Source organism: Roseovarius autotrophicus, assembly GCF_018069895.1.
GTDB lineage: Bacteria > Pseudomonadota > Alphaproteobacteria > Rhodobacterales > Rhodobacteraceae > Roseovarius > Roseovarius autotrophicus.
Genome location: NZ_JAGQDH010000006.1, coordinates 145,745 through 163,815 on the forward strand (window position 1 = coordinate 145,745; position 18,071 = coordinate 163,815).

The window sequence follows — 18,071 nt, forward strand, 5'->3', positions numbered from 1 at the left end:
TCTGACAGAACCGGCCCGGCGTGACGGATGTCAGGCCGATTTCCCCTCCCGGTCGTTCCCGTGCCCCGACAGGGGCGCGTCCTGTGCCCCTATGGGGGCGGTCGCGGCAGTTTCAGAGGTCAATTCGGCCATCACCTCGGCCACCACGAAGGCGGCGATGACGCCGGGCCGCTTGTCGCGGCTACCGCTTGCCCCGATGGGGCATGTAAGATCGTCGATATTTTGTGCACTTGCGTGCCGTTTCGCCCAGGCCCGGAACTTGGCCCGCTTGCTGGCAGAGCCGATCATGCCGACATAGGCCGCATCGCCCCGGTCGAGGGCGGCAGCGGTCAGCAGGAAATCCAGCCCGTGATCATGGGTCAGCACGATGAAGGCACTGCCCGGCGGCGCGTTGGCGATCTCGGCCTCGGGCAGCACGCTCACACGCCGCTCCACCGCCGCCGTGCAAAGCGCGATCTCCTCGGGGCGCGTGTCGATGAGGATGCAGCGCACCGGCAGGTGCTGCAACAGATCGGCCACCGCCCGACCCACATGGCCCGCGCCCATGACATGGACATGCGGCAACGTGGCGTCGTGCCGCGCGGCGCGCGCCTCGGCGGTGCGCCGGTCCGAGGCGCGCATCCGCGTGAGGCCTATGTCCACCCGCCCGCCGCAGCATTGCCCGATCTCGGGGCCAAGGGGCACGTCAAGCGCGCGTGTAAGCACGCCCTCGCGCAACATCGCGCGCGCCGCATCAATGGCAAGATATTCCAGTTGCCCGCCGCCGATCGTGCCCCAGAGTGCTGCGGGCGCCACGAACATCTCGGTACCCGCGTCACGGGGCGAGGAGCCGCGCACACGGCTCAACACCACCCGGATCACCGCAGGTTGGGCGACGAGGAATGCGCGCAGCGCGGGCGCAGAGGCGGCCATGGCTCAGCGCCCCCCTTGCAGGCGCGTGACGGCCATCAGGACACGTTCGGGCGTGGCCGGCGCATCAAGGCGCGGACATTCGCGGTAGTCCGCCACCGAGGCCACCGCCATGGACAGCGCCTCGAAAACGGAAATCCCCAGCATGAAGGGCGGCTCTCCCACGGCCTTGGAGCGCTTGATCGTCAACTCGCGGTTCTCGGACCAGTCGGCCAGCGCCACGTTGAAGATGCGCGGGCGGTCAGAGGCGAGCGGGATCTTGTAGGTCGAGGGCGCGTGGGTGCGCAGCCGCCCGGCGTCGTCCCACCACAACTCCTCGCTGGTCAACCACCCCATGCCCTGAATGAACGCGCCCTCCACCTGACCGCGGTCGAGCGCGGGGTTCAGCGAGCGGCCCACGTCATGCAGGATATCGGTTCGCTCGACGCGGTATTCGCCCGTCAGCGTGTCGATCACCACTTCCGAGCAGGCCGCGCCATAGGCAAAATAATAGAACGGACGCCCCTGCCCCTTGGCCCGGTCCCAGTGGATTTTCGGCGTCTTGTAGAAGCCCGCCGCCGACAGCTGCACCCGCGCCATATAGGCCGCGCGGATGAAGGCATCAAAGCTCATCACCTCCGTGCCCACCTGCACCTCATTGGGCCGAAAGCGCACCGCCTTGGGGGCCACGCCCCATTTTTCGGCAGCAAAGGCGATAAGGCGCGCCTTGATCTGCGCCACCGCATCAAGCGCCGCCATACCGTTGAGGTCCGACCCGGAAGAGGCCGCCGTGGCCGAGGTGTTGGGCACCTTCTCGGTGGTGGTTCTGGTGATCTTGATGCGCTCGAAATCGACCTGAAACGCCTCGGCCACCACCTGCGCCACCTTGGTGTTAAGGCCCTGCCCCATCTCTGTGCCGCCATGGTTGAGGTGGATCGAGCCGTCATTGTAGACATGCACCAATGCGCCCGCCTGATTGTACCAGGTCGCGGTAAAGGAAATCCCGAACTTGACCGGCATCAGCGCGATACCTTTGCGCAGAACCGGCGAGGCGCGGTTGAAGGCGATGATCTCCTGCCGCCGCTGACGATAGGCCGCGCTCTCCTCCAATTCGCCAACGACGCGTTCAAGGATATTGTCCTCTATCTGCTGGTGATAGGGCGTCACGTCGCGCCCCGCGCCGCCGTAGAAATTCGCCTTGCGGATATCGAGCGGGTCGCGCCCGAGGACATAGGCGATTTCCTCGATCATCCGTTCTGCGGCGATCACGCCCTGCGGCCCGCCAAAGCCGCGGAACGCCGTGTTGGAGACCGTGTTGGTCTTCATCGGATGGCTTTTCAGCCGCACATTGGGATAGAAATAGGCGTTGTCGGCGTGAAACAGCGCCCGGTCGGTGACCGGCCCCGACAGATCCGCCGAAAACCCGCAGCGCGCGGCGAAATCGCCCTCGACCGCCAGAATCCGCCCCGCCCCGTCAAAGGCCACGTCATAGTCGATCACGAAATCATGCCGCTTGCCGGTTGCGGTCATGTCCTGATCGCGGTCGGGGCGGATCTTGACGGCGCGGTTCCATTTCTTCGCTGCAAGCGCCGCGACCACGCAAAAGAGGTTCATCTGGCTTTCCTTGCCACCGAACCCGCCGCCCATCCGGCGCACGTTCACCACCACCGCATTCGACGGCACGCCAAGCACATGCGCCACCATGTGCTGTGCCTCGGACGGGTGCTGCGTGGAGCAATGCACGCTAACCTCGTCATCCTCGCCGGGAATGGCAAAGGCGATCTGCCCTTCAAGATACATGTGATCCTGCCCGCCCACATGCATCCTTCCCTTGATGCGATGCGGGGCGTCCTCCTGCGCGGACGCGACCGCGCCCCGCTCCAGCGTCAGCGGCGCGGTGACATAGGGATAGCCCGTCTCCTTTGCCGCAGTCGGGTCAAGCGCGTGGGGCAGCGGCTCATACTGCACCTTGGCCCGTTCGGCGGCGCGCCGCGCCTGATCGCGGGTCGCGGCGATGACCGCAAAGAGGGGTTGGCCGTGAAACTGAATGGTCTCGGTCGGAAATACCGGCTCGTCATGCAGGCCCGTGGGGCTGATATCGTTGGCCCCCGGAATATCCGCGGCGGTCAGCACGCCGACGACACCAGGCGCGGTCAGCACGTCCGAGAGGTCAAGCCCGATGAGCCGCGCATGGGCCACGTCCGACACGCCCAGATAGGCATGAAGCGCGCCCTCGGGCAGGGTGATATCGTCGGTGTAATCCGCGCGCCCCGTGACATGCTTGGCCGCACTGTCATGGATGCGGTCGGTATGGGCGGAGCCGGTGATGGAAACGGCGTCTTTCATGGTCTCGTCTCCTTGTCGGTTCAGAACGCTTCAAGGCGCACGGGGGTCGCCGTGGCGGCATCGTGTTCCAGATGGAACCGGCGCAGCAGGTTCTGCGCGGCCTGCATCCGGTAGGCGGCAGAGGCGCGCCAATCGGTCAGCGGCGTGAAATCCTCTGTCAGCGCACGCGCCGCGGCCTCGAAACTCTCGCGCGTCCAGGGCTGCCCGTTCAGGGCCGCCTCAGTCGCCGTCGCGCGTTTGGGCGTCGCGGCCATGCCGCCAAAGGCGATGCGGGCGTTGCGGATCGTTGCCCCGGTCACGCTCATGTGGATGCCGACCGCGACCGAGGAAATATCCTCGTCGCGCCGCTTGGAAATCTTGTAGGCGGCGTTGCGGTCGTCCTGCCCCGGCAGGGGCACGCGGATGCTCTCGACGAACTCGCCCGCCTGCCTGTCCTGCTTGCCGTAGTCGATGAAGAAATCCTGCAAGGGCAGGGTCCGACGCATCGTGCCGCGACGCAAGGTGATCTCGGCCCCGAGCGCGATGAGCACGGGGGGCGTATCCCCGATGGGCGAGCCGTTGGCGATATTGCCGCCGACCGTGCCCATGCTGCGCACCTGCCAGCCGCCGATGCGATCCCAATAGGCGGCAAGGTGGGGCAGATGCCGCGACAACAGGCCCTGACACTCGCTATAGCTTGCTCCCGCGCCGATCAGCAGGCTTTTGCCGTCCTGCACGACGGATTTCATCTCATCGAGATGGCCGGTGAAGATCGCCGGGCCGATGGGCCGCAGGAACTTCGTGACCCAGAGGCCGACATCCGTGGCCCCGGCGACGATGGTCGCGCCGGGATGCTCCAGCATGCAGGTGGCCAGATCATCGACATCGGCGGGCAGGATGGCGCGATTGTCCTCTGGCCCGGTCACGACGCGCCGGTGATCCCTGAGCGCCGCCAGCCGCGCGGTGATCGCCGCGCGCTCGACCGTCAGGTGGTCCGAGGCGGGTGTGCCGTAGCGGCTGATCGCATGGGCGGCGCGGATGATCGGCGCATAGCCGGTGCAGCGGCAGAGATTGCCCTGAAGCGCGGTCTCCACCTGCGCCTCGGTCGGCTCGGGCACCTGCATCCAGAGCGCATAGAGCGACATGACGAAGCCGGGGGTGCAAAAGCCGCATTGGCTGCCGTGATGATCGACCATGGCCTGTTGCACCGGGTGCAACCGGCCATCGCGCCCCGCGAGATGTTCGACCGTTACGACATGACAGCCATCGACCGAGGCCAGAAACCGGATGCAGGCATTGACCGGGCCGTAGCTCAGCCCCGCCGCATCAAGCCGCCCGACCAGCACGGTGCAGGCCCCGCAATCGCCCTCGGCACAGCCCTCCTTGGTGCCGGTGAGGCGCTGATCGAGGCGCAGGAAATCAAGCAGGGTCTGGTTCGCCGCCACCTCGGGCAGGCAGATGTCACGCCCGTTGAGAATGAAACGGATATCGGTGCGATGCGTCATGATCCCCTCCCCTCCGGCGGGCCATGCCGCCGATGAACAGGAAAACCTTACAGGCCATAATTGCATCTGAAAATCATCATAAGCGGCAAACACTTTCAACAGACCGTTGAAAGTTGTGGCGGAACAGGGCAGGTTGATCTTCGGGGAGGTCGGCATGTCCTATATCGAGAGCTTGCGGGTCTTTGTCCGGGTGATGGAGCTTGGCAGCATCACCTCGGGGGGGCGCGATCTGCGGCTGACCCCGGCGGTAGCCAGCAAGCGGCTGAAGGAGCTGGAAAAACGCCTTGGCGTGCGGCTTTTCAACCGCACCACCCGCTCCATGACCCCGACCGAGGTGGGCACCGTGTTCTATGAAGAGGCGCGCGCCGTGCTGCTTGCGCTCGACCATGCCGAGGCGCGTGTGGCCAGCTTTTCCGAGGCCCCGCGCGGCGCGATCCGCATCACCGCGCCGCTTGGCGTGGGCCGCCGGATCGTGGCTCCGCTGGTGCCGGATTTCACCGACCGTTATCCCGAAACCGAGGTGCGTATGCGGCTCTCGGATCGGCGGATCGACATTCTGGCGGACGGTCAGGACCTGGCGTTCTTCGTGGGCGATCCCGGCGATTCAACCATGAAACTGCGCAAATTCGCCGATTGCGACCGCGTGCTTTGTGCCGCGCCGGACTATCTGTCACGGGCGGGCGTGCCACGCACCCCCGACGACCTGTTGCACGGCCATAACTGCCTTCTGCTGCGCTATCCGCGCTCGCCGGAATATTTCTGGACGCTGCGCACCGGGATGGGGCCGCGCAAGCTCGACGTGACGGGCAGATACGATGCCGATGATGGCGACGTGCTGACCGACTGGGCGCTCATGGGGCGCGGAATCGTCAACAAGCCCCGCTTTGATGTGCGCGACCATCTGGCAAGCGGGCGGCTGGTCGAGATCCTGCCCGACACGCCGCCGATGCCGACGATCTTTGGTTGCCTCTATCCGCACAAGAAGTTGCAGGATCCCAAGGTGCGGCTTTTCGTCGAACATATCGCGCGGCACTGCAAACGCTTTTTCGCCTGACCCGGCTCAGCGGCGGCCGCCCCCCGGCGGGCAAAGCGGCATGTGGCGGTTCACATCCTTGTAAAGCAGATAGCGGAACCGCCCTGGCCCCCCGGCATAGCACGCCTGCGGGCAGAAGGCGCGCAACCACATGTAATCGCCCGCCTCCACCTCTACCCAGTCCCGGTTGAGGCGATAAACCGCCTTGCCTTCAAGCACGTAAAGCCCGTGCTCCATCACATGGGTTTCAAGAAACGGAATGACCGCTCCCGGCTCCAGCGTGACGATGGTCACATGCATGTCGTGGCGCAGGTCGGCGGGATCGACAAAGCGCGTCGTCGCCCATTTTCCCTCTGTCCCCGGCATGGGCGTGGGGGCGATGTCATTTTCGTTCAGGATCAGAGGCGCGGGCGCGCCAAGCCCCTCGACCGGCTCATAGGCCTTGCGCAACCAATGGAACCGCAGCGTTTCATCCCCGCGATTGTGCAGGGTCCAGCCTTGCGCTGCGGGCAGATAGGCATAGCCGCCCGGCGTCAGCCGATGCGTTGTGCCGCCGAGCTTGAGCGCCGCCTCACCCTCTACGACAAACAGCACGCCCTCGGCCTGCGCATCGCTCTCGGGACGGTCCGAACCGCCGCCGGGCTGCACCTCCATGATGTAATGCGAAAAGGTCTCGGCAAAGCCGCTCATCGGGCGCGCGATCACCCAAAGCCGCGTGCCCTCCCAGAACGGCAGAAAGCTGGTCACGATATCGCGCATCGTGCCCTTGGGGATCACCGCATAGGCCTCGGTGAACACGGCGCGATCGGTCAGAAGCTGATCCTGTCCGGGGTGGCCGCCGTGGGGCGCGAAATATTTGCTGGTCATGGTCTGTCCCGATGGTCTGAGTTGGTCCTGTTATGGGGGGGCGCGGCGCTGCGAGACCAGAGATGCGTGGGGCCACCGCCCCGCGCACCTCCCGATGTGATCGCTACGGGCGCATCCCATGAGTTCCGTTACGTATTGCTCCGCCCCTGTCCTGCCATGCCGCCCGAAACCTCCTCTGTCGCTTCATCCGCAAGTTCTTGCGGCAGGACAAGGTTGAGCACGATGGCGATGACGGCGGCGGGCAGGATACCCGAGGTGGCCAGAACCTTGAGCGTCGCGGGCAGGTGTTGCAACGCGCCCGGCTCCAGTTGCAGGCCGAGACCGAGAGACAGGGAAATGGCGAAAATCACCATGTTACGCCGGTTCCATGTCACATCCGACAGCATCGACACGCCTGCCGCCACCACCATGCCGAACATCACGATCACCCCGCCCCCAAGAACCTCGATCGGCACCGACGAGATCACCGCGCCGATCTTGGGCAGAAGGCCACAGAGGACCAGGAAGAGCGCGCCGATGGTCACCACCCCCCGGCTCATCACGCCGGTCATGGCGATGAGGCCGACATTCTGGCTGAACGATGTGTTGGGCAGCGCGCCAAAGAGGCCCGACACGGCGGTGCCGAACCCGTCGGCAAAGGTCGCGCCCTCTATCTCGCGGTCGGTCGCCTCGCGGTCGGCCCCGCCCTTGGTGATGCCCGAGACATCGCCCACCGTCTCGACCGCTGAGACGAAAGACATGGCGCAAAACCCGATGATCGCCGCGACCGAGAATTCGATCCCGAAATGCAGCGGGTTGGGCAGGGCGAACGAGGCGGCGCGCCCGACATTGCCGAGGTCCACCTCGCCCAGCACAAAGGCCACGGCATATCCCACCAAGAGGCCGATCAGCACCGCCGAGATCGACAGCATCCCGCGCGCAAAGAACTTCAACCCCAACGTCACCACAATCACCGTGCCCGCCATGAACCAGTTGCGGCCCGAGCCATAAGCCTCGGTGCCGATGGCTGGCACACCGCCCGCCGCGTATTGCACCCCGACCTTGACCAGAGCCAGACCGATCATCGTGACCACCAGGCCGGTGACCAGCGGCGGCAGGGCAAAGCGCAGCCTGCCGATGAACAACCCGAGAAAGGCGTGAAAGAGGCCACCCACAACGATCCCGCCCATCAGCACGGCAATCGCCTCGACGCCCTTGCCCGCGACCAGCGGGATCATGATCGGGATGAAGGCAAAGCTGGTGCCCTGCACGATCGGCAGGCGCGCGCCGACCGGGCCGACGCCGATGGATTGAAACAGGGTGGCGACGCCGGCAAAGAACATCGACATCTGGATCATGTAGATCATCTGCGGGAAGTCGGGGCTGTTGGAGCCGAAGCCGAACCCCGCCGCGCCGCAGACGATGATCGCGGGCGTCACGTTCGAGACAAACATCGCCAGAACGTGCTGAATCCCGAGTGGCACGGCCTGAACGAGTGGCGGCGTGTAATTCGGGTCGCGCAATTGCTCGGGCGTGCCGATGGATGCGTGGGCCATGGTGTCGTCTCCCTCCCTTGGGACGCGCGCGGGCTCCTCCTCCCGCGCGCGCCAGGTTAATTCTCTATGCGGATCTCATGATCGAAATGATGTTCCTCAAGGTTCGGCCCCGCGCCGATGCGGTCGATCACGGCGAAAAGCCCCGGCGCGGCAAGCGGGCACAGCACCCCGTGCCAGACCCCGCGGTGATAGTTCACGCCTTGGCCCGGCGCGGTCAGGAAGGCCAGCGGCTGCCCCGGTCTGCCGCCTATGTCGGGGGCGACGACAACCAGAAACGGCGCCTCGGTCATCGGCAAGAACGCCTGACTGCCATCGGGGTGACGCTCGACCAGATCGAGCCGCAGGGGCAGGCGGCGCGGCTCTGCCAGAAACAGGCTGATCCCGGCGCGACCATCGGAGAAATCAAGCCGTGCCCGGTCGTGATAGCGCCCGCATAGCCCCGCATTGATCAGCTTGTCAGGTGCGCCGCTGGTGTCGAGCACGTCACCGAAGGGCGCGAACGCCTCCGCCGTCAGGGGACGGGTTTTCAAGACCTCGGTCATTGTGCGACGATCTCGCGGAGCCGCAATTCGGCGATGCGCTCGACCTGACGGCATGCTTCGGCAAACTCGGTGGCGCGGTCGTTGTCGAGCCGGCGTTGAAAGGCCGCGAGGATCTCGGGCTTGGTATGGTCGCGCACGGCGATGATGAAGGGAAAGCCGAATTTTGCCATGTATGCGTCGTTCAACGTGGTGAAGGCCACCCGTTCCGCATCGGTCAGCATGTCGAGCCCCGCGCCCGCCTGCTCCATCGTGCTCTCGCGCGTGAGCCGCCCCGCTGCCGCCAGCTTGCCCGCCAGATCGGGATGGGCGGTCAGCACGTCAAGGCGCTTGCCCTCGGGTGCTGTGCGAAACACGCGGGCCAGCGCCAGATGCACACCCGTCGCCGTGTCATGGGTCGGCCCAAGCTCGCGCTCAAACGCCGCCTCGGCGATCCAGGGGCTGTGCTCAAACACACCGCCGAATGTGGCGACAAACGTCTCCCGGTCCATCTCGGAGGGGCGTAGGCCCTGCCTTGGGGGGTGTTCGCGCGCCCAGTGCTCGGCGATCTGCAACCGGGTGGCGAACCACACCCCGTCATGCGCGCGGAAATAATCGAGCGCGCGTTTGAGCGCGATGGCCCGGCCCGGACGCCCGGCAAGACGGCAATGCAGCCCGATCGAGAGCATTTTCGGCGCGCCTGCCTGCCCCTCGGCATAGAGAATGTCGAAACTGTCCTTCAGGTAGCTCTCGAACTGGTCGCCATTGGCAAAACCCGCCTGAATCGCAAAGCGCATGTCGTTGCAGTCCAACGTATAGGGCAAGATCAATTGATCCTTGCCGCCCGTGCGCATCCAATAGGGCAGATCGTCGGCATAGCTGTCGGCGATATAGGCGAAATCGCCCTCCTCTGCGGCCAGTTGAACCGTGTTCATGGAACACCGCCCGGTATACCAGCCGCGCGGCGGCGCGCCCACAACCTCGGTATGCAGGGCAATCGCCTCGCGGATCTGCGCGCGCTCTTCCTCGCGGCTCATGTCCTTGTGTTCGATCCATTTCAGGCCGTGGCTTGCGATCTCCCAGCTTGCCTGCTTCATCGCAGCCAGTTGTTCGGGCGCACGCGCCAGCGCGGTGGCGACACCATAGACGGTCACCGGCAGATCGCAGAGCAGACGATGCACCCGCCAGAACCCGGCGCGGCTACCATATTCATAGATCGATTCCATGTTCCAGTGCCGCTGCCCAGGCCAGGGCGCGGCGCCGGTGATCTCCGACAAGAACGCCTCGGAGGCGGGATCGCCGTGCAGGATGTTGTTCTCGCCGCCCTCCTCGTAGTTGAGCACGATCTGAACGGCGATCTTCGCCCCGCCGGGCCAGTTGGCCACGGGCCGCCGTGCGCCGTAGCCGGTCATGTCTCGGGGATAACGTGTCACGCCTTGGCCCTCCTGTGGCCCTTTTGGTCCACCCCATGCATAAACCAGAAAATTGGCGATGTTTTTCAAAAAGAATGCGAAGCTGTCTTTCGGCAGAGCGGCTTTGCCTCAGATGGAGAAACCGGACTAGAAAGGCGAAGGTTTGAGGAGGCTCCAGTATGACCGGCTATCTCACAACGCATGTTCTTGACACCGCGCGGGGCGTCCCCGCAGAGGGGCTGAGGATCGAGCTTTATCGGATCGAGGGCGCGGGGCGAGCCCTTCTGCGGACCCTCTGGACCAATGCGGACGGGCGCACCGATGGGCAGATCCTGCCCGCAGAGGAGTTCGCCACCGGCACCTATGAGCTGGTGTTCCACGCCGGGGCCTATCTCGATGCCTGCGGCACGCCGCCCGAGGCCCCGCGCTTTCTCGATATCATCCCGATCCGCTTCGGCATGTCCGAGCCGTCGCATTACCACGTGCCGCTGCTGCTCTCGCCCTTCGGCTATTCGACCTATCGCGGCAGTTAACGCGCGGTCTCGGTGGCGCGGATCGTGGCGGCGGTGGGTGAACAGGCCCACCATCTCACCCGGCTTGGGTTTGAGTGTGGGGTTGTCGTTCTGGCGATGATCCCGCGCATGGCCCGAGCCCGTCTGGCGAGCGGCGTCCTTCACCGCCGCCGCAACGAGAGCGCGGGTGCGTGAGGGTTGGCTGGCGCTGCCGACGAAACCGATGGTCTCGCTCATGAACCTTCTTTTTAACGATTATATCTATCATGATTTAGTATAATGTATATGCGCCTTGCTCCCAATCCAAAGATATCGGTGAAAAGAGAGAAAAGATGCCGTCCCGACGCGGCAGGGAGAATGTCAGCTTCGCTGTTTGACGATGCCAGCATGACCGCTCAGCGCGCAGGCGAGATCGGCGCATTGCAGGCGGATGTCGGGAATCGCGGTGATTTCCCACAGGGCGCCGCGCGCGCAGGGCCCGATGGCGAAGATCCGGCGAGAGGCGACGCCGCCGCGCGCGATCACCCGCGCGCCGGGGGTCGTATCCAGCCCGAGGCGCAGCGGATCGAGCCGCGCCAGCCCCCGCGCCAGCATGTTCCGGATCACCGGGGCACTGTCGGTCTCGGGGTTCCGACGGATGCCACGGCAGTTGATCGCGTGATCGGCGATCAGCATCCGCTCGGTGCCGTCGGACCGGGCGGTGACGATGCCGGTCTGAGCGCCAATGGGCACCGCCCCGGTGAGACGCGCGCGCAGAAGCGTCAATTGCCCGGTCTCGCGCGCGGCCTCGATGGCCCGCGCCGATTGCGGCGGCATCCGGTGGCGATGCACCTCCCAGCGGCTTGCGCCGTGGCGCAGGAAACGGGCACGCGTCCCGGTATCCCAGGATCGCCAGATGGCCGCCACATGCGGGCGCAACCCGTCAAGCACAAGCTGCCAGGGGAGGCCCTGCGCCTCGGCGGCGCGCACATGCCCGCGCAGCCAACGCAAAAGCGCGCTGACGGAGGCGCCAAGCGGCACCTCGGCGCGCCCGATCGGTTGGGCCGCGCCGTTGACATGCGGTTGTGGCAAGAGGCCCCGGCGCGACAGGCAGGTGATCGGCCCGCGATGGCCCCGCGCCAGCAGCGCCACCACATGATCCACCATCGACAGTCCGGTGCCAACGATCACCACCTGCGCATCCAGATCCTCGGGCGGGGTGAAATCCCACGCGCCGCGCAATCCGTCGCGCGGTGCGGCGGGCACCGCATGGCCGGTGGCGAGGATCGCGGTATCTGCCAGAACTACGGTCCCGTCATCAAGATGCGCGCTCACGCCTTTGTCCGTCTCCTCGATCCGCAGCACCTCGCCCGAGACGCAGCGCAGCCGGTCGTCGCGCCAGGGCGCCACGAGGCTTTCGAGATAGCGGCCATAGGTGGCGCGGCTGACAAAGCACTGTTCGGTCGCACCGCAATCCTCATCGCGCGTGCGCAGCCAACGCAGGAAATGACCGGGATCGTCGGGAAAGGCGCTCATGTTGTGAACGCGGGTGTTGAGCAGATGCTCGGGGTTGTCGGTCGCATAGGCGATGCCGCAACCGACGATGCCGCGCTTTTCCACGATGGTGACGCGGATTTCGGGGGCGCGGTGCAACAGGTGTGTCGCCATCAGCGCCCCGCTCGCCCCGCCCCCGATGATCAGCGCATGGCGGGCGGGATGCGCGAATGTGCCGTCCATCACAGGGCCCCGAGAATGAGACAGGTGAGCCCAAGGCAGACAAGGCCAAGCACGACCTCGCCACGAGAAGGCAAGGACCCATCCTCGGGCACGCCGTATTCCGGCGCGCCCAGACCGGCAAGGCCGGGATCGGGGGCGTAGCAGATCATTGCAATCCCTCCTATCGGGATCAGGTCAGGATGACGACGGCCAGAAGCGTGAGATAACTGACCGCGAAAACCGTGATCGGCATGGCGCGGCGGATGCGGTTGAAAACGGGGGTCATGCGATGGCCTCCTTTCGGGTCAGATGGTCTTGCAGGCTGGCCGTGGCGCGGCCAGGCAGGGCAGGCAACGACCAGATAAGATCGCGCAGGGCGCGCCCCTCGGGCCAGGGGCCAAAGCCCGAGGCCACGTTGACATGCCCCGCCTCGCCCATATCGACGAATTCGGCGCCCCAGCGTCTGGCCAGCCAGCGCGCACGCGGCTGCGACATCCAGGGATCGTTGCGGCTGGCGGCGACAATGGTGGGCACCCGCAGCGGGCCATCGGGGAGCTTGCCGAAGGGCGCCGTTCGCGGGTCGCGCGATGGTTCTGCCGGGGCGACCAGAAGCGCGCCACCGACCTTGAGCTGCGGCCAGCGCGACAAGAGCTGCACCGCCGCCACCGCGCCAAGGGAATGACCCACCAGAACCGCACCGGGATGCAAAAGCAGCGCGCCGGCGATCTCGGTCAGCCATTGATCCGGGCGCGGGCGATCCCAGCATTTCTGCTCGACGATGCGCGCGGTCGGGTCCATGCGTTCCCACCAATGTTGCCAATGCGGCGCGGGAGAGCCGTCGAGGCCGGGAATAAGCAGGGTTCTGATCATGGGTGATCTCCTTTCCCATATACACTATCATCTTTATCGTGTTTTAGGGTTCCAAATTTCATGGGGGTTTTGGAATCTCAGTCTCCTTGGAATATCAGGCCGTAACTGTGTCGATGGGCCAGACCGTCGTGTCACGGATCACCTCCATCGAGAACTTGGAGGTCACGTTGCGGCACGGCAGGCGGCGGGTGAGATGCAGGTAAAATTCATCAAAGGCGGCCATGTCGGCCACGGCCACCTTCAGCAGGTAATCCACATCGCCCGCCATGCGATGCACCTCGACGATTTGAGGGAACTCCGCTATGGCGGCACGGAATTCGGCACGCCACTCGCGGGAATGGTCGGGCGCTTCAATCTCGACAAAAACCCGGAGGCCAAGGCCGATTTGCGCGGGGTCAACGATCGCCACGCGGCCCATGATGATGCCCGCCGCTTCGAGCTTTTGCACCCGCTTCCAGCAAGGGGTTTGTGACAGCCCTACCCGTTCCGCCAGTTGCGCGACGGGGATGGTCGCGTCGCGCATCAGCTCATGCAGGATCTTGCGGTCGATCCGGTCCAGATCGGTCTTGCTCATGGCTCAGGCCGCCGTGAACGCGCGCACGAAATCATTGGCGGGCCGCGCGCGGATGTCCCCAGGCTTGCCCACCTGCTCGATCCGGCCCATCGACATGACCACCACCAGATCGGCCAGTTCCATTGCTTCTTCCTGATCGTGGGTGACAAAGATGGTCGTCAGGCCCGTGGTATCGTGAATGTCGCGCAACCCGCCGCGCAATTCCTTGCGCACCTTGGCGTCAAGTGCGCCAAAGGGTTCATCCAGAAGCAGCATCCGCGGCTCGATCGCCAGCGCGCGCGCCAGCGCCACCCGCTGCCGCTGCCCGCCCGAAAGCTGGGTGGGATAGCGCGGGCCGATATCGGGCAGCTGGATCAGGTCGAGCAGGCGATTGACCCGCCGCCCGATCTCGGCCTCGGTCGGGCGCTCGCGGCGTTTGCGCGCGCGCAGGCCGTAAGCGATGTTTTCGAACACCGTCATATGCTTGAACAGCGCGTAATGCTGGAACACAAAGCCCGCGCGCCGTTCCTGCACCGTGAGGCCAGTGGCGTCGGACCCGTCAAACAGCACCCGCCCCGAGGTCGGGAACTCCAGCCCGCCCAGGATGCGCAAAAGCGTCGTCTTGCCCGAACCGGACGGCCCCAGAAGTGCGATAAGCGCACCCGACGGGATGGAGAGAGAGACCGGATGCAGCGCCCGCTCGGTGCCGAATTCCTTGGCCAGTTCCTCGATTTCGATATGCATGGGTTTCCCTTTCAGTGACGGCGCGTCGCGGCCAGAACATCCGCGTGACGCCATTCGAGAAGCGATTTGAGGGTGAGCGTGACCAGCGCCAGAAGCGCCAGCACGGCAGCCAGAGAGAAGGCCGCGACCGAGAGATATTCGTTGTAAAGCATCTCGATCATGATCGGCATGGTCGTTGTCTCGCCCCGGATCTTGCCCGAGATGACCGCAACCGCGCCAAATTCACCCATGGCGCGCGCGTTGCACAGCAGCACGCCATAAAGCAGCGCCCAGCGGATATTGGGCAGGGTCACGGTTAAGAAGGCGCGCCAGCCGGATGCCCCCAGCGTCAGCGCCGCCTCTTCCTCGGCCCGGCCCTGTTCGATCATGACGGGGATCAGTTCGCGCGCCACAAAGGGAAAGGTCACGAACATCGTGGCCAGCACAATGCCGGGAAAGGCAAAGACGATCCTGACGTCATGGGCGATGAACCACGCGCCAAGGGATGAATTTGCCCCGAATAGCAGCACCAGCGCCAGACCGGCCACCACCGGCGAGACCGAAAACGGCAGGTCGATCAGCGTGATCAGAAACGCCTTGCCGCGAAAGTCGAACTTGGTGATCGCCCAGGCGGCAGCGATGCCGAAGACCGCGTTCAAGGGCACCGCGATGGCCGCCACGATCATCGTGAGCCGGATGGCCGAGCGTGCATCTGGCGCGCCAAGCGATGCGACCGCAGCCGCCCAACCGCGCGACAGCGCCTCGGCAAAGACGGCGATGAGTGGCGCAAAGAGCAGTATGGCGATGAGAACCAGCACGGTTCCGATCACAGCGCCACGCACAAGGCGCGGCTCGGTGGTGACGGACTCGGCCCGAATGAATGTGATGTCAGACAAGACCGATCCTCCGTCTGCTCCAGATCTGGATGAGGTTGATTGCCAGCAACATCGCGAAGGAAATCAGCAGCATGGCGATACCGATCGCGGCGGCGGCGTCGTAATTGTATTCCTCCAGCCGGATCACGATCAGCAGCGGCGCGATCTCGGTCAGGTTGGGAATGTTGCCCGCGATAAAGATGACAGAGCCGTATTCGCCGACCGACCGCGCCAGCGCCAGCGCAAAGCCCGTCAGGGCCGCAGGCGCCAGCGTCGGCAGGACCACCCGGCGCAGCGTATAGGCCCGGCGCGCGCCCAGGGTGGCGCTGACCTCCTCGACCTCGCGGTCAAGTTCCTCGATCACCGGCTGCACCGTGCGCACCACGAACGGCAACCCGATGAAGATGAGCGCCATCCAGATGCCCAATTCGGTATAGGCGACCTTGATGCCCAATGGCGCCAGCGCCTGCCCGAATACGCCGTTCGGCGCATAAAGAGCCGTGAGCGCGATGCCCGCCACCGCCGTCGGCAGGGCAAAGGGCAGGTCCACGGCGGCATCCACCAATTTGCGCCCCCAGAAGCGGTAGCGCACCAGCACCCAGGCCAGCACGATCCCGAACACCAGATTGAACAGGGACGCAATCAGTGCCGCGCGGAACGACAGCGACAGCGCCGACCAGATGCGGCGCGAATTCACCATGTCCCACAGATCACCGGGGCCGATCATCAGGCCCCGGCCCAGAAGTGCCCCGATGGGAAGAAGGACCACGATGGACAAAATCGCCATCATGATCCCGAAGCTCAGCCCAAACCCCGGCAGGGGTGAGGGCGAGCGCAGGATGCTCGCCCTCATGGATTACTCCGAATATATCTGGTCAAAGATGCCGCCTTCGCCAAAGTGCTGCGGTTGCACTTGGGCCCAGCCACCAAAATGGTCGATACCCAGCCGTTTCACCTCGGGGAACCGCTCGATGTCCTCTGCGGCTGCCGCCGACACATCCCAGGCACGATAGAAATGCTTGAGAGCCAGAGCCTGCGCCGGCGCGCTGTAGAGATGGTTGAGATAGGCCTCGGCTGCGGCGCGCTGCGCCTCAGTTGTGATGTTCCCCTCGACCAGCGCCACCGGAGGCTCGGCCAGCACCGAGACCGACGGGACCACGATGTCGAACTTGTCCTCGCCCAGCTCCTTCAACGAAAGATAGGCCTCGTTCTCCCAGGCGAGCAGAACATCGCCTATGCCGCGTTGTGCAAAGGTGGTGGTGGACCCGCGCGCAGCCGTGTCCAGAACCGGCACGTTCTTGTAGACCTTGCCGACGAAGTCGCGGATCTTTTCTTCGTCACCGCCGAATTCGTTTTCCGCCCAGGCCCAGGCCCCAAGGTAATTCCAGCGAGCGCCACCGCTCGTTTTGGGGTTGGGGGTGATGACCTGAACGCCATCCTTGATCAGGTCGCCCCAGTCCTGAATGCCCTTGGGGTTGCCCTCGCGGACAAGAAACACGATGGTCGAGGTATAGGGCGAGGAATTGTGCGGCAAACGGCTCTGCCAGTCCTCGGGCACCTTGCCCTGCGCGCGACTGGCCACGGCGTTGATATCGGCGGCCAACGCCAGCGTCACCACCGTCGCCTCCAGCCCGTCGATCACGGCCCGCGCCTGTGCACCAGAGCCGCCATGCGATTGCTGGATGGTGACCGGGGCATTGCCCTGCGCGACCCACCACGCGTTGAAAAGCTCGTTGTATTCGCGGTAAAATTCGCGGGTCGGGTCGTAAGAGACGTTGAGGATATTGACGCCGTCCTGTGCCTTGGCCACGCCCGTCCCGACCGGGCTGAGCATCAGGCCAAGAGCAGCCACCGTCGCCACAAGCCCGCCGCGCAAGCCGCGCTGCCCCAAGAGCCGTGCGCCGATGTCGGCCACCACGCGCCGGGTTTCAACGGCCCGTCCGACAAGCCGCTTGGTGCCGGTCTCGATCTCGATACGGCCATCGCCCAGACTTCGGATGAATTTTCCCTGTGCCTGCGCATATGCGCCAAGCTGGATCGTGCGATACATGGGTGTCTCCTTTGCAACCCCGTGTCCAAATCTCGTGTCAGACGGGTGGGGCCGAGGAAGGTGCAACCAGTCACTCTGGGGCTGTTCCAGGCTGGCGCCGTCTGACACGTTAATAACGACAGAGTTAGTCGAGTATTGCAAAGGAAAAATCACGTCCATTTTGATCGTGATTATAGAATCCTATTCTCCGACGGCTTGGGCAGCGTCAGCAAAGCGCACCAGGGGATCGGCATCTTGTTGCAAATCGGCCAGCGTCAGGGATTCGATCATCAGGATATATGTCGCGTAAAACCCGCCAAAGACGGCCCGCACGCGGCAGGTCTGTTCATCCGTGCAATCCTCGCACCGGCGATAGGCGCGGCGCGACAGACACGGCAGCGGGGCCATCGGCCCGTCAATCAGGCGCAGCACCTCGGCGATCGAAATGCGGCGCGGCTCCTTGATCAGCTCATAACCACCATTGCGGCCCCGCCTGCTTCCGATCAGCCCCGCCCGCTTGAGATCAAGCAGAATATGCTCCAGAAACCGCTTTGGCGCGCCGGACCGCTCTGCGATTTCCTCGATCCGCAACGCCTCGCCTGTGTCTGCCTTCTCGTCAGCCAGAACCATCAGGGATTTGAGGGCATATTTTGTCTTGTGGGTGATCATCTTTGGTATGTGGCCTCGAAAGTGCGACTAACAAGGTCAACTTTATCAGGATCTGTGCGAAA

The 18,071-nt window shown here is 64.8% G+C and carries 18 protein-coding genes; 2 read left to right on the top strand and 16 right to left on the bottom strand.

Annotated features, from left to right (window positions below; genetic code table 11):
* Positions 1 to 30: 30 nt before the first annotated feature.
* Genes xdhC through xdhA form a run of 3 tightly spaced genes read right to left on the bottom strand, consistent with a single transcriptional unit; the run spans position 31 to position 4,718 of the window.
* Positions 31 to 912: a xanthine dehydrogenase accessory protein XdhC gene (xdhC, locus tag KAK09_RS09385; RefSeq protein WP_210878678.1), complete on the bottom strand. Its 882-nt coding sequence runs from the start codon at positions 910 to 912 to the stop codon at positions 31 to 33.
* A 3-nt stretch (positions 913 to 915) separates the two neighbouring features.
* Entirely contained in the window at positions 916 to 3,234 is a 2,319-nt protein-coding gene (gene xdhB / locus KAK09_RS09390; RefSeq protein ID WP_210878679.1) for a xanthine dehydrogenase molybdopterin binding subunit, read from the bottom strand.
* Positions 3,235 to 3,254: 20 nt separating this feature from the next.
* Positions 3,255 to 4,718 (bottom strand): xanthine dehydrogenase small subunit, encoded by a 1,464-nt coding sequence (gene xdhA / locus KAK09_RS09395; protein ID WP_210878680.1) that lies wholly within the window; start codon positions 4,716 to 4,718, stop codon positions 3,255 to 3,257.
* A gap of 154 nt (positions 4,719 to 4,872) precedes the next feature.
* Between xdhA and KAK09_RS09400 the strand changes: the two genes are divergently transcribed.
* Positions 4,873 to 5,772 (top strand): LysR family transcriptional regulator, encoded by a 900-nt coding sequence (locus tag KAK09_RS09400; protein ID WP_210878681.1) that lies wholly within the window; start codon positions 4,873 to 4,875, stop codon positions 5,770 to 5,772.
* Between the two features lie 6 nt (positions 5,773 to 5,778).
* Here the strand turns inward: KAK09_RS09400 and KAK09_RS09405 are convergent, their stop codons facing one another.
* The 4 genes from KAK09_RS09405 to puuE form a co-directional block, all read right to left on the bottom strand.
* Positions 5,779 to 6,618, bottom strand: a complete 840-nt coding sequence (locus KAK09_RS09405) for a bifunctional allantoicase/(S)-ureidoglycine aminohydrolase (RefSeq protein WP_210878682.1) — start codon at positions 6,616 to 6,618, stop codon at positions 5,779 to 5,781.
* A 128-nt stretch (positions 6,619 to 6,746) separates the two neighbouring features.
* On the bottom strand, positions 6,747 to 8,153 hold the full coding sequence (locus KAK09_RS09410) for a uracil-xanthine permease family protein (protein WP_210878683.1): 1,407 nt from the start codon (positions 8,151 to 8,153) through the stop codon (positions 6,747 to 6,749).
* A gap of 56 nt (positions 8,154 to 8,209) precedes the next feature.
* The gene (locus tag KAK09_RS09415; protein WP_210878684.1) at positions 8,210 to 8,695 is read right to left on the bottom strand and encodes an ureidoglycolate lyase; all 486 of its coding nucleotides are present in this window, start codon (positions 8,693 to 8,695) and stop codon (positions 8,210 to 8,212) included.
* A complete protein-coding gene (gene puuE, locus KAK09_RS09420; RefSeq protein WP_336244442.1) occupies positions 8,692 to 10,104 on the bottom strand; it encodes an allantoinase PuuE in 1,413 nt (470 codons plus the stop codon). Before puuE ends, KAK09_RS09415 begins: the two co-directional genes overlap by 4 nt.
* Before the next feature lie 158 nt (positions 10,105 to 10,262).
* Here puuE and uraH point away from each other — a divergent pair, with 158 nt between their 5' ends.
* Positions 10,263 to 10,616 (top strand): hydroxyisourate hydrolase, encoded by a 354-nt coding sequence (gene uraH / locus KAK09_RS09425; RefSeq protein WP_210878685.1) that lies wholly within the window; start codon positions 10,263 to 10,265, stop codon positions 10,614 to 10,616.
* Positions 10,617 to 10,955: 339 nt separating this feature from the next.
* On the opposite strand, the gene KAK09_RS09430 is transcribed toward uraH, so the two are convergent.
* The 9 genes from KAK09_RS09430 to KAK09_RS09470 all read right to left on the bottom strand — a co-directional run bounded on the left by KAK09_RS09430 (position 10,956) and on the right by KAK09_RS09470 (position 18,009).
* Positions 10,956 to 12,311: an FAD/NAD(P)-binding protein gene (locus KAK09_RS09430; RefSeq protein ID WP_210878686.1), complete on the bottom strand. Its 1,356-nt coding sequence runs from the start codon at positions 12,309 to 12,311 to the stop codon at positions 10,956 to 10,958.
* Positions 12,311 to 12,460 carry a hypothetical protein gene (locus KAK09_RS09435; RefSeq protein WP_210878687.1) on the bottom strand — a complete coding sequence of 50 codons (150 nt, stop codon included), beginning with the start codon at positions 12,458 to 12,460 and terminating at the stop codon, positions 12,311 to 12,313. The genes KAK09_RS09430 and KAK09_RS09435 overlap by 1 nt, the downstream gene beginning before the upstream one ends.
* Before the next feature lie 112 nt (positions 12,461 to 12,572).
* Positions 12,573 to 13,160: an RBBP9/YdeN family alpha/beta hydrolase gene (locus KAK09_RS09440; protein ID WP_210878688.1), complete on the bottom strand. Its 588-nt coding sequence runs from the start codon at positions 13,158 to 13,160 to the stop codon at positions 12,573 to 12,575.
* A 94-nt stretch (positions 13,161 to 13,254) separates the two neighbouring features.
* Positions 13,255 to 13,734, bottom strand: a complete 480-nt coding sequence (locus KAK09_RS09445; protein WP_210878689.1) for an Lrp/AsnC family transcriptional regulator — start codon at positions 13,732 to 13,734, stop codon at positions 13,255 to 13,257.
* A gap of 3 nt (positions 13,735 to 13,737) precedes the next feature.
* Positions 13,738 to 14,457 carry a sulfate/molybdate ABC transporter ATP-binding protein gene (locus KAK09_RS09450; RefSeq protein WP_210878690.1) on the bottom strand — a complete coding sequence of 240 codons (720 nt, stop codon included), beginning with the start codon at positions 14,455 to 14,457 and terminating at the stop codon, positions 13,738 to 13,740.
* A gap of 11 nt (positions 14,458 to 14,468) precedes the next feature.
* Positions 14,469 to 15,332 carry a sulfate ABC transporter permease subunit CysW gene (gene cysW, locus KAK09_RS09455; RefSeq protein ID WP_210878691.1) on the bottom strand — a complete coding sequence of 288 codons (864 nt, stop codon included), beginning with the start codon at positions 15,330 to 15,332 and terminating at the stop codon, positions 14,469 to 14,471.
* Positions 15,325 to 16,164, bottom strand: coding sequence for a sulfate ABC transporter permease subunit CysT (cysT, locus tag KAK09_RS09460; RefSeq protein ID WP_210878692.1), 840 nt, complete (start codon positions 16,162 to 16,164; stop codon positions 15,325 to 15,327). The genes cysW and cysT overlap by 8 nt, the downstream gene beginning before the upstream one ends.
* A gap of 3 nt (positions 16,165 to 16,167) precedes the next feature.
* Positions 16,168 to 17,361 carry a sulfate ABC transporter substrate-binding protein gene (locus KAK09_RS09465; protein ID WP_210878693.1) on the bottom strand — a complete coding sequence of 398 codons (1,194 nt, stop codon included), beginning with the start codon at positions 17,359 to 17,361 and terminating at the stop codon, positions 16,168 to 16,170.
* 180 nt (positions 17,362 to 17,541) lie between these two features.
* Positions 17,542 to 18,009, bottom strand: coding sequence for an RrF2 family transcriptional regulator (locus KAK09_RS09470; RefSeq protein ID WP_210878694.1), 468 nt, complete (start codon positions 18,007 to 18,009; stop codon positions 17,542 to 17,544).
* Positions 18,010 to 18,071 lie beyond the last annotated feature (62 nt).